This is a genomic window from Rhizobium ruizarguesonis (genome assembly GCF_017357285.1).
Classification (GTDB): domain Bacteria; phylum Pseudomonadota; class Alphaproteobacteria; order Rhizobiales; family Rhizobiaceae; genus Rhizobium; species Rhizobium ruizarguesonis.
Genome location: NZ_CP071678.1, coordinates 2,754,036 through 2,767,649, shown reverse-complemented (window position 1 = coordinate 2,767,649; position 13,614 = coordinate 2,754,036). Strand labels below are relative to the sequence as shown.

Annotated in this window: 11 protein-coding genes and 1 riboswitch; of the genes, 5 read left to right on the top strand and 6 right to left on the bottom strand. The window is 61.4% G+C overall.

Annotation, left to right across the window (positions count from 1 at the left end; all coding sequences use genetic code 11):
• Nucleotides 1-182: 182 nt before the first annotated feature.
• The gene (locus tag J3P73_RS13695; RefSeq protein WP_130691898.1) at nt 183-2,021 is read right to left on the bottom strand and encodes an ABC transporter ATP-binding protein; all 1,839 of its coding nucleotides are present in this window, start codon (nt 2,019-2,021) and stop codon (nt 183-185) included.
• Nucleotides 2,022-2,306: 285 nt separating this feature from the next.
• Here J3P73_RS13695 and J3P73_RS13690 point away from each other — a divergent pair, with 285 nt between their 5' ends.
• Nucleotides 2,307-2,726, top strand: coding sequence for a GFA family protein (locus J3P73_RS13690; RefSeq protein ID WP_018072340.1), 420 nt, complete (start codon nt 2,307-2,309; stop codon nt 2,724-2,726).
• A gap of 105 nt (nt 2,727-2,831) precedes the next feature.
• Nucleotides 2,832-3,479 carry a VOC family protein gene (locus J3P73_RS13685; protein ID WP_105008164.1) on the top strand — a complete coding sequence of 216 codons (648 nt, stop codon included), beginning with the start codon at nt 2,832-2,834 and terminating at the stop codon, nt 3,477-3,479.
• 22 nt (nt 3,480-3,501) lie between these two features.
• On the opposite strand, the gene J3P73_RS13680 is transcribed toward J3P73_RS13685, so the two are convergent.
• A complete protein-coding gene (locus tag J3P73_RS13680) occupies nt 3,502-4,032 on the bottom strand; it encodes a DUF1003 domain-containing protein (protein WP_130691894.1) in 531 nt (176 codons plus the stop codon).
• A 182-nt stretch (nt 4,033-4,214) separates the two neighbouring features.
• On the opposite strand from J3P73_RS13680, the gene J3P73_RS13675 reads away from it, so the two are divergent.
• Nucleotides 4,215-5,894 carry an NAD+ synthase gene (locus tag J3P73_RS13675; RefSeq protein ID WP_130664692.1) on the top strand — a complete coding sequence of 560 codons (1,680 nt, stop codon included), beginning with the start codon at nt 4,215-4,217 and terminating at the stop codon, nt 5,892-5,894.
• 96 nt (nt 5,895-5,990) lie between these two features.
• Nucleotides 5,991-6,818, top strand: coding sequence for a TolB family protein (locus J3P73_RS13670; RefSeq protein WP_130691892.1), 828 nt, complete (start codon nt 5,991-5,993; stop codon nt 6,816-6,818).
• Here J3P73_RS13670 and J3P73_RS13665 read toward each other — a convergent pair.
• The 4 genes from J3P73_RS13665 to J3P73_RS13650 all read right to left on the bottom strand — a co-directional run bounded on the left by J3P73_RS13665 (nt 6,815) and on the right by J3P73_RS13650 (nt 12,457).
• Nucleotides 6,815-7,876 (bottom strand): 3-deoxy-7-phosphoheptulonate synthase, encoded by a 1,062-nt coding sequence (locus tag J3P73_RS13665; RefSeq protein WP_024321865.1) that lies wholly within the window; start codon nt 7,874-7,876, stop codon nt 6,815-6,817. The two genes, J3P73_RS13670 and J3P73_RS13665, sit on opposite strands and share 4 nt — an antisense overlap.
• 379 nt (nt 7,877-8,255) lie before the next feature.
• Complete coding sequence (locus tag J3P73_RS13660) at nt 8,256-8,837, bottom strand: cache domain-containing protein (RefSeq protein WP_130688278.1); 582 nt, start codon at nt 8,835-8,837, stop codon at nt 8,256-8,258.
• Between the two features lie 60 nt (nt 8,838-8,897).
• Nucleotides 8,898-10,772 (bottom strand): HAMP domain-containing methyl-accepting chemotaxis protein, encoded by a 1,875-nt coding sequence (locus J3P73_RS13655; protein WP_130688277.1) that lies wholly within the window; start codon nt 10,770-10,772, stop codon nt 8,898-8,900.
• Between the two features lie 281 nt (nt 10,773-11,053).
• A complete protein-coding gene (locus tag J3P73_RS13650; RefSeq protein WP_075225842.1) occupies nt 11,054-12,457 on the bottom strand; it encodes a DHA2 family efflux MFS transporter permease subunit in 1,404 nt (467 codons plus the stop codon).
• 177 nt (nt 12,458-12,634) lie between these two features.
• Nucleotides 12,635-12,822: riboswitch (cobalamin riboswitch) on the top strand.
• Between the two features lie 42 nt (nt 12,823-12,864).
• Between J3P73_RS13650 and bluB the strand changes: the two genes are divergently transcribed.
• Nucleotides 12,865-13,554 carry a 5,6-dimethylbenzimidazole synthase gene (gene bluB, locus J3P73_RS13645; RefSeq protein ID WP_075225836.1) on the top strand — a complete coding sequence of 230 codons (690 nt, stop codon included), beginning with the start codon at nt 12,865-12,867 and terminating at the stop codon, nt 13,552-13,554.
• The last annotated feature ends 60 nt before the right edge of the window (nt 13,555-13,614 follow it).

Here is a 13,614-nt window from a genome sequence, read left to right as displayed (position 1 = left end):
GGCTTTTTATTGACAGGCCTCGCTCTTTTCTCGACGTCATTCTCGGCCTTGTGCCGAAGATCTGCTGTGCCGGCTGCAGATGCTCGGGACAAGCCCGAGCATGACGAAAGAGGAGTTGGTCGACTTGTTAGCAGCCCGGCGGACCGCCGGGCTTTTGTTATCGTGCACCCGCACCCAGCCGCTCAGATGCTGGCCTGAACGCTGTGCAGATTGGCGTAGACGCCGTCTTGCGCCATGAGCTCGTCATGTGTGCCCTGTTCGACAATACCATCGGCCGTCAGGACCAGGATGCGGTCGGCATGGCGGACGGTGGACAGACGGTGGGCGATGACCAGGGTTGTTCGGCCGTTCGCCAGGCTGAGCAGCGCCTGCTGCACCGCCCGTTCGCTCTCGTTGTCGAGCGCGCTGGTCGCTTCGTCGAAGATCAGGATCTCCGGATTCTTGAGGAAGGCGCGGGCGATGGTGATGCGTTGGCGTTGGCCGCCCGAGAGCTTGACGCCGCGTTGGCCGATATCGGTGTCATAGCCATGTGGCAGGGCGATGATGAAGTCGTGCGCATTGGCGGCGCGCGCGGCCACTTCCAGCTCGGCATCGCTGGCGTCGGGCCGGCCGTAGCGCAGGTTTTCCGCCACCGTACCGGCAAACAGGTAGACATCCTGCTGCACCACCCCGACATGGCGCCGGAGCGAGGCCAGCGTCACATCGCGGATGTCGATGCCATCGATCCGGATCGCCCCGGCCACGACATCGTAGAAGCGCGGTATCAGCGCGCAAAGCGTGCTCTTGCCGACCCCTGACGGGCCGACCAGGGCGACGAACTCCCCGGGAGCGATGGTGAGCGACAGCTGCTCGAGCACCCGCGGGCCATCGGCCTCGTAACCGAAGGCGACGTTGGAAAAGCTGATCTCGCCCCTTGGTGCCGGCATCGGCCGCGCCGCCGGCCGATCGGTGATATCGGGAGCGATCTCCAGGATCTCCATGGCCCTGACGAAGCCGGTATAACCCTCCTGCCAGAGGCGCACGAAATTCGCCAGCCGCTGCACGGGATCGACCAGCACGGCGATGCAGAGCAGGAAGGTCAGCATATCAGGCACGGTCAGTTCCGCCGCCAGGATGCGCAGGCCGCCGACGATAATCACCAATATGGTGACGAGCTGGGCGAAGGTTTCGGTGCCGACCGAAAACCAGGCTTCGCTCCGATAGCCCTCGGCGCGGCTTTGCAGGAAGCGCCGGTTCTGCTCGGCGAAGCGTTCCTTCTCCAGCGCCTCGTTGGCAAAGGACTGGACGACGCGGATGCCCGCAAGAGCGTCCTCCACCCGCTCGTTGACGGCGGCGATCTGCCGCTTGCTGGCTTCGAGCGCGCGGTTCATGCGCCGGTTGAAATAGAGCGCATAGGCGACCGCCGCCGGTGTGAGCAGCAGGATGAGAGCCGCCAATGGCGGATCGATGAAGAACAGTACCAGCATGGCGCCGCCGTATTTGAGTACGGCGATGGAAAGATCCTCGGGGCCATGATGAAAGAGCTCGCCCAGCCACAGACTGTCATTGGTGATGCGGCTCATCAGCTGGCCGGTGCGCTGGCGGTCGTAGAAGCTGAACGAGAGCTTCTGGCAGTGCTCGAAGAGTTCCTGCCGCACCGTCGCTTCGATGCGCGCACCCATCACATGGCCGCGATAATCGACGAAAAAGATGGCGACGATCTGGACCGCCAGAACGGCCAGCATGACGCCGCCCATGGCAAGGATGTGTGCGAAGGCCTGCGGCGCGTCGGGCAGAGCCAGAAGGCGGCTCGTGACGATGTTGGCGCAGAGCGGCAGGGCGACCGCCGTGCCGGCCACCAGGATGGCGCAAAGCAGATCCGCCAGCAGCAAAGGCAGGTGCGGACGATAGTAGGAGAGGAATTTGCGCATACGCGACCAGCGCCGCTCGCGGTCGGCGGCATTCGCATCGTCGCGGAAGAATTTCAGGAAGGGGTTATGGCGTCGCGAGTTTTTCCTCGCGCGGGAGAACCGAATGTTCATGAAGCTGAATGTCCTTGTGGGGGATGTTTCCTTTCTGTTCGGACAGGGTCGCTCTCATGTCAGTCTCCCGGGGGTTGAATAAATTTGACCTGCAGTATCGCCGACAACAGCCGGCGATTCAATGCCGGGATGAGATGAGGTTGGCGGCTGTTGTCGTCGAGCAACAGGTGCCAAGCATGCATAAGGCCGGCAATTTTCAAGATTTCTGATGATTTCGTTGAACGGAATGGATTTGACGCCGCGGGCGATCGGCGGCAACGTCCCGTCATAAACGGGAGGGCGACCATGACCGAACGGCATACAGGTGGCTGCCTTTGCGGCGCCGTGCGATTTTCAACGACGGCGAAGCCAGGGCCTGTCGTCGGCTGCCATTGCTCGCAGTGCCGCCGGCAGACCGGGTTTTATTACGCCGCGGTCAACGTGGCCCGCGCGGCTCTTTCGGTTGATGGCACCGAGGCGGTCCGCTGGTACCGGTCGAGCGAAGAGGCGCAGCGCGGCTTCTGCTCGAATTGCGGCTCCGCGCTGTTCTGGCAGGCGGACGGATCGGCGGAGATTTCGGTCATGGCCGGCGCCTTTGACACGCCGAGCGGCCTTGCCTTCGGCCATCATATCTACTGCGCCGACAAGGGCGATTTCTACGAAATATCAGATGGCCTACCGCAATATGACGGGAATCCCCCCTCGTCATCCTCGCTGGCCCCGTGATTGACAAGGGTTGATCGCCGAGGCTAGGTTTACCGTGCTGCGTAGGGCGCTTCGTCGAATGTCGAAAGGGCAATGCCCGCCTACAATGTATCAACAGTTGCGCCCATGCCGAATCTCGAAAACCTCAAAAAGCAGGCCAAGCAGTATTTGCGATGGCACCGCGAAAGATACTATCCGGTTGCAGCCGAGATCAGAGCTGCGTTGCCGCGTTTCCGTCATCTCGATGACAGCCAGGTGCTGGAGGCGCGCTTCAAGCTTAGCGACGCGCAGGACCTGATCGCACGTCAAATGGGTTTCGAGGGATGGCAGGCGCTCAAGACAGGAGCCGCAGCCATGACAGATCCGAAAAAACAGCCCGCACCACAAGCCATCCTGAGTTCGCTATCCGCGCAGTTGTTCGTCACCGATATCAAGGCGTCGTGCGAATTCTTCACCGGCAAGCTCGGCTTCAGGGTCGACTTCGTCTATGGCGACCCGCCGTTTTACGGACAGGTCATCCGCGACAATGCTCAACTCGCTCTGAGGCTGGTATGCGAGCCCGTGTTCGTCGGCGATATCAGGCAACGGGAGCATCTGCTTTCAGCCTCGATCACCGTCGATACATCAGACGAGATCAAGCGCCTGTTCCTGGATTTCCAGGCCGCAGGCGTATCCTTCCATCAGCCCCTCAGGAAGGAGCCGTGGGGCGCCAGAAACTTCATCGTGCTAGATCCGGACGGAAATCTCATCCTGTTTGCCGGTCCGGGCGGCTGATCGTCGCGCAATAAGCGCTGCCTCAGCTTCTGGCGGCAAGCGCGGCGCTGAGGCGGGCCACGTCCTCGCGCAGCCCCGTCAACTCGGTCAGTACGTGCATGTCGATCTTCTGGTGCAGGGAGAGTACTTCGAGCTCGGCCTTAAGATTGACCTCGTAATCCTTGGCGGCCTCGAAGCGGTCACGCTCGGCCTGGCGGTTCTGCGACATCATGATGATCGGCGCCTGGATGGCGGCGAGCATCGACAGGATCAGGTTCAGGAAGACGAAGGGATAGGGGTCGAAGGCGCCGGTCATCAGAATGATGGTGTTGATGACAGTCCAGGCGATGAGGAAAACGAAGAAGGCGATGATGAAGGACCAAGAGCCGCCGATGCGGGCGATGCTGTCGGCGACACGTTCGCCGAAGGAGGCCTCGGCCGAGAAGGCGGCATTGACGTCGGTCGAGATGATCTTGCGCGCGTGCGTTTTCGCCAGCACGCGCTTTTCGATGTCGCCGAGTTCATCGGCCGGCTTGTCGAAATGAAGATGCACGAAATTCGAAAGATTATACATGGCCTGTTTCCGATGCCGGTTATCACTTCGGCGCCAGTATTCCGCTCCGCCGGTAAATTGCAATGCGTATCGGTGCCACGCGGCGCGATGCGCAATCCGTTCATAAAAATTTCGTCACCGCCAAGCGTCGCTTTTGGCGCCAACATGTTGCGGTCGCGAAAGGTGCAGGCTAAATAAATGACATGACACAGGAAAACGCCCTTTCTGATATTTTCCGCATCGCCATCGGCCAGCTCAACCCGACGGTCGGCGATGTCGCCGGCAATCTCGCCAAGGCGCGCGAGGCGCGTATTGACGCGGGACGGGAGGGCGCGCATCTGTTCGTCCTGACCGAGCTTTTCATCTCCGGCTATCCGCCTGAAGATCTGGTGCTGAAGCCCGCCTTCATCCGTACCTGCTGGAAGGCGGTCGAGAGCTTGGCGGCCGACACCGCCGATGGCGGGCCGGGCGTCATCATCGGCTTTCCCCGGCAGGACGAGACCGGTCGCTACAATTCCGTCGCCGTGCTCGACGGCGGCAAGGTGATTGCGGTGCGCGACAAGATTGACCTGCCGAATTACGGCGAGTTCGACGAGAAGCGCGTCTTCGACCAGGGCGCCATGCCGGGGCCGGTGAATTTCCGCGGCGTGCGCATCGGCATTCCGATCTGCGAGGATATCTGGGGCGATCTCGGCGTCTGCGAGACGCTGGCCGAAAGCGGGGCTGAAATCCTGCTATCGCCGAACGGTTCGCCCTATTATCGCGACAAGGTCGATATCCGCCACCAGGTGGTGCTAAAGCAGGTGATCGAGACCGGCCTGCCGCTGATCTATGCCGCGCAGCTCGGCGGCCAGGACGAACTTGTCTTCGACGGGGCGAGCTTCGCCTTCAATGCCGACAAGTCGCTGGCCTTCCAGATGAGCCAGTTCGAGACGGCGCTCGCGGTGACGACATGGAAGCGCGGCGAAAACGGTTGGCACTGCGCCGAAGGGCCGATGGCGCATATCCCTGAAAGCGAGGAGGCCGATTATCGCGCCTGCCTGCTCGGCTTTCGCGATTACGTCAACAAGAACGGCTTCAAAACCGTGGTGCTCGGCCTTTCCGGCGGCATCGACTCGGCGATCTGCGCGGCGATTGCTGTCGATGCGCTGGGCGAGGAGCGGGTGCGCACCGTCATGCTGCCCTACCGCTATACTTCCGAGGATTCGCTGAAGGATGCGGCCGATTGCGCCAAGGCGCTCGGCTGCCGCTACGACATCGTGCCGATCGAGCAGCCGGTGATGGGCTTCAGCAGCGCGCTCTCCGATCTCTTCGAGGGCACCGACAGCGGCATCACCGAGGAGAACCTGCAGAGCCGGGCGCGCGGCGTCATCTTGATGGCGATCTCCAACAAGTTCGGCTCGATGGTGGTGACGACGGGTAATAAGTCGGAAATGTCCGTCGGTTACGCCACGCTTTACGGCGATATGAACGGCGGCTTCAATCCGATCAAGGACCTCTATAAGATGCAGGTCTATGCGCTTTCCCGCTGGCGCAACGAAAACGTGCCGCCGGATGCGCTGGGACCTTCCGGCGAGGTGATCCCGCAGAATATCATCGACAAGGCGCCCTCGGCCGAGCTGCGTCCCGACCAGAAGGACCAGGATTCGCTGCCGCCCTATCCCGTGCTCGACGATATTCTCGAATGCCTTGTCGAGAAGGAGATGGCGGTCGAAGAGATCGTCGCGCGCGGCCATGACGTGGCGACCGTCCACCGGGTCGAGCATCTGCTCTATCTCGCCGAATACAAGCGCCGGCAATCGGCGCCGGGTGTTAAGATCACCAAGAAGAACTTTGGCCGCGACCGGCGTTATCCGATCACCAACCGCTTCAGGGATCGCTGACGCAATCGAGATCGCTGACGGCGGCAATTCAAAGTGTTCCAGCGTCCTTTACGCGTCTGAAAGACGCGCGGTGCAGTAGGATTTTCGGGAGGAAACATGCGCAGCTCGGTTGAGATCTACAATGTCGGGACGGGCAGGGCCCGCGAGGTCTGGCAGACGGACAGGCTGGTGGAGGCCCCGAACTTTTCGCCGGATGGTTCCTACCTTCTGTTGAACGGCGACGGGCTGCTCTATCGCCTGCCGCTCGATGGCGGCAAAGTGGTCAAGGTCGATACAGGCTTTGCCGTCAACTGCAACAATGATCACGGCATTTCGCCTGATGGGACTGAGATTGTCATCTCCGACAAGACCGAATTCGGCAAGTCCGCGATCTATGTCCTGCCGATCGAAGGCGGCACGCCGCGGCTTATCACCCAGAACCTGCCATCCTACTGGCATGGCTGGTCGCCGGACGGGCGCCAGCTTGCCTATTGTGGCATCCGCGACGACCTCTTCGATATCTACACCATCTCCGTCGATGGCGGCGCCGAAACGCGGCTGACGCATGGCGAGGGCCGCAATGACGGACCGGATTATTCCGCCGACGGCCAATGGATCTATTTCAATTCCAGCCGCACCGGGCTGATGCAGATCTGGCGCATCCATCCCGATGGCACCGGGCTCGAGCAGGTGACCTCGGACAATCAGGGCAATTGGTTCGCCCATCCGTCGCCTACGAATGACAAGGTGCTGATCCTGTCCTATGACCCTTCGGTGTTCGACCATCCGCGCGATCTCGACGTGCGGCTGCGGCTGATGGACATGGACGGCGGCAATCTGAAGACGCTGTTCGAGCTCTTTGGAGGGCAGGGCACGATCAACGTGCCCTGCTGGTCTCCTGATGGCAAAGAATTCGCCTATGTCCGCTATTTTCCGGCCGACTAAACGCGGGTCCGGCGCCGCTCGCGGGCGGATGTCGCCAGGTCTTCCAGCACGGCGACCGACATATCCCAGTCGATGCAGCCATCGGTGATGGACTGGCCGTAGACCAGCGGCTTGCCGGGAACGAGGTCCTGGCGGCCGGCGACGAGGTTGCTTTCGATCATCATGCCCTTGATGTCGCCGTTTCCGGCGGCGATCTGCGCGGCCACGGATTTGACGACGAGCGGCTGGTTCATCGGATCCTTGCCGCTGTTGGCGTGGCTGGCATCGATGAGGATGCGCGGGGCGACGCCGAGCTTGACGGCTTCACCGGTGACCGCTTCGACGTCGGCCGCTTCATAGTTGGGCCGTTTGCCGCCGCGCAGGATGATGTGGCAATCCTCATTGCCTGTCGTCGAGGCAATTGCCGCCTGTCCATCCTTGGTCACGGCCGGGAAGTGATGCGGCTGCGAGGCGGCGAGGATGGCGTCGAGCGCGACGCGAACGCCGCCATCGGTGCCGTTCTTGAAGCCGATCGGGCAGGAGAGGCCGGAGGCGAGCTGCCGATGGATCTGGCTTTCGGTGGTGCGCGCGCCGATCGCGCCCCAGCTGACGAGGTCGGCGATGTACTGCGGCGTGATCGTGTCGAGGAATTCGACGCCGGCCGGAAGACCCATGGCATTGATATCGAGCAGCAGGCGTCTCGCAATCCTCAACCCTTCCTCGATGCGGTAGCTGCCGTCGAGATGCGGATCGTTGATGAGGCCCTTCCAGCCGACGGTCGTGCGGGGCTTTTCGAAGTAGACGCGCATGACGATCTCGAGATCGCCGGCGAAGCGGCGGCGCTGTTCCGCCAGCCGTTCGGCATATTCCCTGGCGGCAACGGGGTCATGGATGGAGCAGGGGCCGATGACGACGATCAGGCGATCGTCCTCGCCCTGGAGAATCTTATGGATCGCATCACGGTTGCTGGTCACGGTGTCTGTGACAGCAACATTGCGGTGAATTTCCGCGATGATATCGGCGGGTTTGGTCAGCGGGGTGATTTCGACGATACGCAGATCGTCAATGGTATCAGACACGGTATGGCTCCTGTTTGGTCATACCGGCGGAACAAAAAAGCCGCCAGGTAGACTAGCGGCTGTTCGGGTTGTCGTCGCGTCGAATTCAGTTACGCATGGACCCGCATCCGCTGTGAGCAGCGGTACCAATAAAATCGCGAGGCGTTGATTGATGTGATCGACATGGCGCGTATGTAGCGTCACGCCCAGGCGTTGTCACGTAGAATTTTCTGTCTGAAAATCGGGCGCTCTTGTGGAAGATACACCCGGGGACCCACAAAGCACGTCGCATTCGATCTGTCTTATGCGACGTGCTCCAAGTCGTTGTTTATGCATATCGCCTATGCTTTTGGGCGCCATGCATTTGCACTGCTTTACGAACTAAGCGCGGTTCCTGATATCAGAGGGCGTCGACGTTGACACCGACGGTGATGGCGCCGATCGGCGTGCCCTTGTCGTCTGAAATCGTGACGCTTGCCTGCGACTGCAGCGTCTGGGTCGATTCATCCTTTTCGATCTCATCGACGAAGACGGCGTCCTTGCCGGCGCCGAAGGACTTCTGGAACTTGGCCTCGTCGCCCTGCCAGTAATCCGATGTGGTGTCGCTTTGACCGACATTCAGGCCTTTTGCATCCATGACGAAGATTTCCGTGATCTTGCCGCCGGAAGCCTCCTTCTTTCCCTGAAGGAATTTCGACAGTGCATTGTTGAGCACGCCGTCGATCATCGAGTGGTCTGAGCCATCGACTTCGGCACGCCACTTCTTGTCGAGGGCGTCGATATCTGCCGCACTGAGATTGGCGTTGGTAGCGTTCTGCGCCTTGATAGCCTCGATGATGGCAGGGTCGTTAAGCCAGGGCTTTACATCGCTTGTCACGTAGTCGGAGATCGGGGCAAGCTTGGCATCCTGCGCCATGGATACGCCCATGGGCATGGCAAATGCGGTGCAGGCCAAAAGAAATGCGGGCACGATTTTCTTCATAAGCGTTTCCTTCCTGATTATAGGTTGCTGAGAACTAAGGCTTATCGGATGCAGACGACGTCAGAACTCCTCCCAGGCACCGGGAGCAGCGGCAACGGCGGCACTTCCTGCATGACGCTGCGCGAAGGCTCTGGGCTCGGGACGAGCTTGGCGGGCGGCTTGAACGGGTTTGGGCTGGCTGGCGGTAGACGCACCGACGACGAACCTGCCGGCCGAGTCCTGCAGAAGGCGTCCTTGCGACAGCAGTTCGTGGCAGGCCGCGTTGGTTTCCTCGACCATTGCCGCGTTCTGCTGTGTCGTCTGATCCATCTGGTTGATCGCACTGTTGATTTCCTGCAGACCCGTCGCCTGTTCGCGATAGGATTGGACGATGGAAGCGATGCTATCGCTGATGCGGTTGATCTGTTCCTCGATCTTCAGGAGTGCGTCACCGGTTTCGTTCACCAGCCCGACGCCCGCGGCAACTTCCTGGCCGGATACGTTGATCAGGTTCTTGATTTCCTTTGCGGCATTTGCCGACCGCTGGGCGAGTTCACGCACTTCCTGCGCAACGACCGCAAAACCCTTGCCGGCCTCGCCGGCGCGCGCCGCCTCGACACCGGCGTTCAGCGCCAGCAGGTTCGTCTGGAAGGCGATTTCGTCGATGACGCCGATAATGCGGCCGATCTGGCTTGACGAGGTTTGAATCCGGTCCATCGCGCCGATCGCATCGCGCACCACCGTCGCCGAGACATGGGCGCTCCGCTTTGTCTCCTCGACCAACTGCCCGGCATTTTCAGCCCGTTGCGACGATGTTCTGACAGTGGTGGTCACCTCGTCCAGTGCCGCAGCGGTCTGTTCCAATGCTGCTGCCTGTTGCTCGGTCCGTCTTGCGAGCTGATCCGCGGAGGTCGCCAGCTCGCTCGAGCCGGTTTCGACAGCCACGGAGGCGGTCTTGATCTCTGTCAGAGCGGCTGCGACCGCATCGACCATGTTGTTGAAATCCTGCCGCAATTTATCGAATTCAGGACCGACATCGGCCAGATGTATCGAAAAGTCGCCCGCGGCGAGCTGTTCCAAGGCATTTTCAAGAGCGTGCATCACCAGCCGCTGCGTGTTGCTGGCCTCTTCCGTCAACATTGCGTTGCGCGCCCGCTCGGCGTCGAGCGAAGCACTCTGCTCGGCGGCGGCCTGCTCTCTTTCGACCTTGGCAATCGCCTCGTGGCGGAAAACTTCCAGGGCCCGCGCCAGAAAGCCGATTTCATCGCCGTTTTCCCTGTAGGTGACGGGTGAGACCAGATCGCCTTTCTGCAGCGCGCTGATCCGTTCGCTGATCACCCTGATGGGCCGGCCGACCAGGCTGCGCATGGCGAGAAGGAAGGCAACGACGGCCATGGCGGTGATCGCGGACTGCGTGAGCAGCGAAATGAGAACTTTCTGCCTGACTTCGGAAGCGATTTTTTCGACGGACCAGTTCGTGACGATGTAACCGGTGGCCTTGCCCGACTTATCCAGCGGGAGCGGCGCGATGATCGTCACGACGCCGGCAGATATTCTACCGTCATCGATGGTGGTCTTTTCCGGTTTCGCGCTGAGGCTCTTCGCCAGATCGGTTGGTGCGGGCAACCCACTAACGCCATCGCGCGCCCAGGTATCGACGGCGGCAGGTTCAGCGTTGAATGCGGCAAACTGCACGAGATCGAGCGAGGGGTCGTCGCGATAGAGCGAATAAGCCTCTCGAACGGCGTTCGCCTTCCCCCATTTCACGCCGCCCGCTGCCAGAGATGCAAATTGCTCGGCATCCTTGGACCAGTTCGCCTTGGCGCCATCGATCAAGGCCCGGGTTTCGTACATCCAGGTATAGGTGGCGAAAGCGGAAATGCCGCAGAGGTTCACGGCAACGATAATCGCCGCCAGCTTGGCGGTCAGAGGCATCGTCTTCAAAAATTGGAACATTCCGCGGCGGCCTAGAATTGCGGCTCAGTCGGACATGTTCCCGACTGGCGTATCAATACGGGCATCGACGCTGACGATCACATCACGAGCCCTCATGCCCATGTCCGAATTGCGACCCAAAACGCGCAAACGCAGTGTGTATTTGATGTGTGAATAAATCATAAAGTAGAATGGGGTGCTGGGGTACACGCGGGTCATTTCACCCTGGCGTCTGCCGGCGCCGAGTCTTGCGAACCGGCGGGTGAGGAATGCTTCCATCGCGCCAGGCAGATCTGTCTCGATCAGCTATTTTCCGCCACGGCCTCTTCGGGCTCGGCGTGCCGGCGCTTGCGGCCACGCGCCGTCAGTTCCGCCCCGGCATCGCGCGGCAGGCGCAGGAAGGTGATACAGGCCAGCGCCGAAATCGCCGAGACGCTGAAGAAGGCGACGTGGAAATCCGAGACCAGCAGCCTGCCGTCGTGAAAGCTGCTCGAAATTTCGAGGATGCCGCCGGCGATCGCCACACCCATCGCCATGGAGATACGCTGGGCAACGGCATTGATCGCGGTTGCCTGGCTGCTGTCGGCGTCGTCGACATCGCCGAAGGCCATGGCGTTGACGCCCGAGAAAGCCATGGAGCGGAACAGGCCGCCGATCAGCAGGCAGGCCATGATCAGGAACAGCGGCGTCTCGGCGGTGAAAAGGCCGTTGATGCCGAGGAAGATCGCCGCCAGCAAAGTGGTGATTGATATGACGGTGCGGAAGCCGAACGCCTTGAAGGTGCGCGAGGCGGCGAATTTCGAGCCCATGGAGCCGAGCGCGCTGACGAAGGTGACCGAGCCCGATTGCAGCGGCGTCAGGCCGAAGCCGAGCTGCAGCATCAATGGCATCAGGAAGGGCAGGGCGCCGAGCCCCATGCGGAAATTCGAGGCGCCGAGGATCGCCGCCCGGAACATCGGGTAACGGAACATCTTCGGGTCGAGAAGCGGATTGGGTGCGCGGCGGGCATGCAGGAGATAGAGGAGGCCGGCAAGGATGCCGATTGCAACCGTGGCATAACCGTAGATGACGGGCACGGCCGGCAGGCTGATCACCGACAGGCCGAAGACGAAGCCGGAGAAGCCTATGCCGCAAAGGCAGAAGCCGGGGAAGTCCATCGGCCGCGGACTGCGCGGCTCGACCGCCGGCAGGAAACGGGTGACGAGGATGATGCCGAGCACGCCGATCGGGACGTTGATCCAGAAGATCCAGTGCCAGGTGAGGTAGGTGGTGAGGAAACCGCCGATCGGCGGACCCATGATCGGGCCGATCAGGGCGGGGATGGTGAGCCAGGCCATGGCATCGACGAGTTCGTGGCGCGGTGTTCCCCGGACCAGCAGCAAGCGGCTGACCGGCGTCATCATCGAGCCGCCGGCGCCCTGAATCAGGCGCGAGACGACGAAGGCTGTGATCGAGTTGGAAAAGGCGCAGGCGATCGAGCCGATCATGAAAACGAAGATCGCCATGCGGAAAATGTTGCGCGCGCCGAAACGATCGGACATCCAGCCGCTGATCGGGATGAAGATCGCCAGCGCCACGAGATAACTCGTGACGGCAAGCTTCAGCGCGATCGGCGAGGTACCGATATCGGCGGCGATTGCCGGCAGGCTGGTGGCGATCACGGTGGAATCCATCTGTTCCATGAACAGGGCGACCGCAAGGATCATGGGCGTGAGGCGGGGCACGGGCAACCGAAATGCAAAGAGAAAAAGTGCGGCGCCATGGGCGTCGGTCAGGATCGGTTTGTTTCTAAGGCAGCAATGCGCCTCTGTCCATGAAATCGATGTCGCATGCAGCGTATCGGCGGCGTCATGCGGGCCGCCTTGCCGCAGCCGCGCTTTCCTGAAATAGATGCGCCGTCAGGTGCCCGCCGGTAAGGCGGGAGAATCGGGAATCCGGTGCAAAGCCGGAACGTGCCCAACGCTGTAAGGCCGACGTTTGCCGCTTCATCACGCCACTGGCTTCTTGCCGGGAAGGCTGCGGCAGACGAATGACGCCCAGTCAGAAGACCGGCCTGGCAAGATAGACCGATCCGCGCGGACGGCGGGGCGGTTGCGTTGTTGGGGATTTGACGATGCGACCCTTTGATGAGGATGCCCTTTCGGTGGCGTCCGGTTTTTCTTTGGCCGAACGCGAGGCCGTCTATCATGCGATCATGACGCGGCGGGACGTCCGCAGCCAGTTCCTGCCCGATCCCTTGCCGGACGAACTTGTGCAGCGGCTGCTGACGGCCGCCCACCACGCGCCCTCAGTCGGCTTCATGCAGCCGTGGAATTTCATTCTGGTGAAAAGCGCAACCGTGCAGGCGCGCGTCCGGGATGCTTTTGCGAGGGCCAATGAGGAGGCGGCGCTGATGTTCGAAGGGGAACGGCGGCAGGCCTACCGCTCGCTCAAGCTCGAAGGCATTGTCGAGGCGCCGCTCGGCATATGCGTGACCTGCGATCCCACGCGCAGTGGCAGCGTAGTGTTGGGGCGCACGCACAATCCGAGGATGGATAGCTATTCCACAGTCTGCGCCATCCAGAACCTCTGGCTTGCGGCGCGGGCGGAAGGGGTCGGCATCGGCTGGGTCAGCATCTTTCATGAAGGCGACCTGAAGAGCATTCTCGGCATACCCGAGCATATCGAGGTGGTCGCCTGGCTCTGTGCCGGTTTCGTCGATCGGCTCTATGACGAGCCGGAACTCTCCGTCAAAGGCTGGCGGCAGCGGCTGCCGCTCGATGAACTCGTCTTTCATGATGGATGGGGACGGAGCGAGCCCTAAATCAAGCGCGTCGCATCGAAGATGCATGTCGTAGTCCCAAAACCGCTGCGCAGTTTTGGG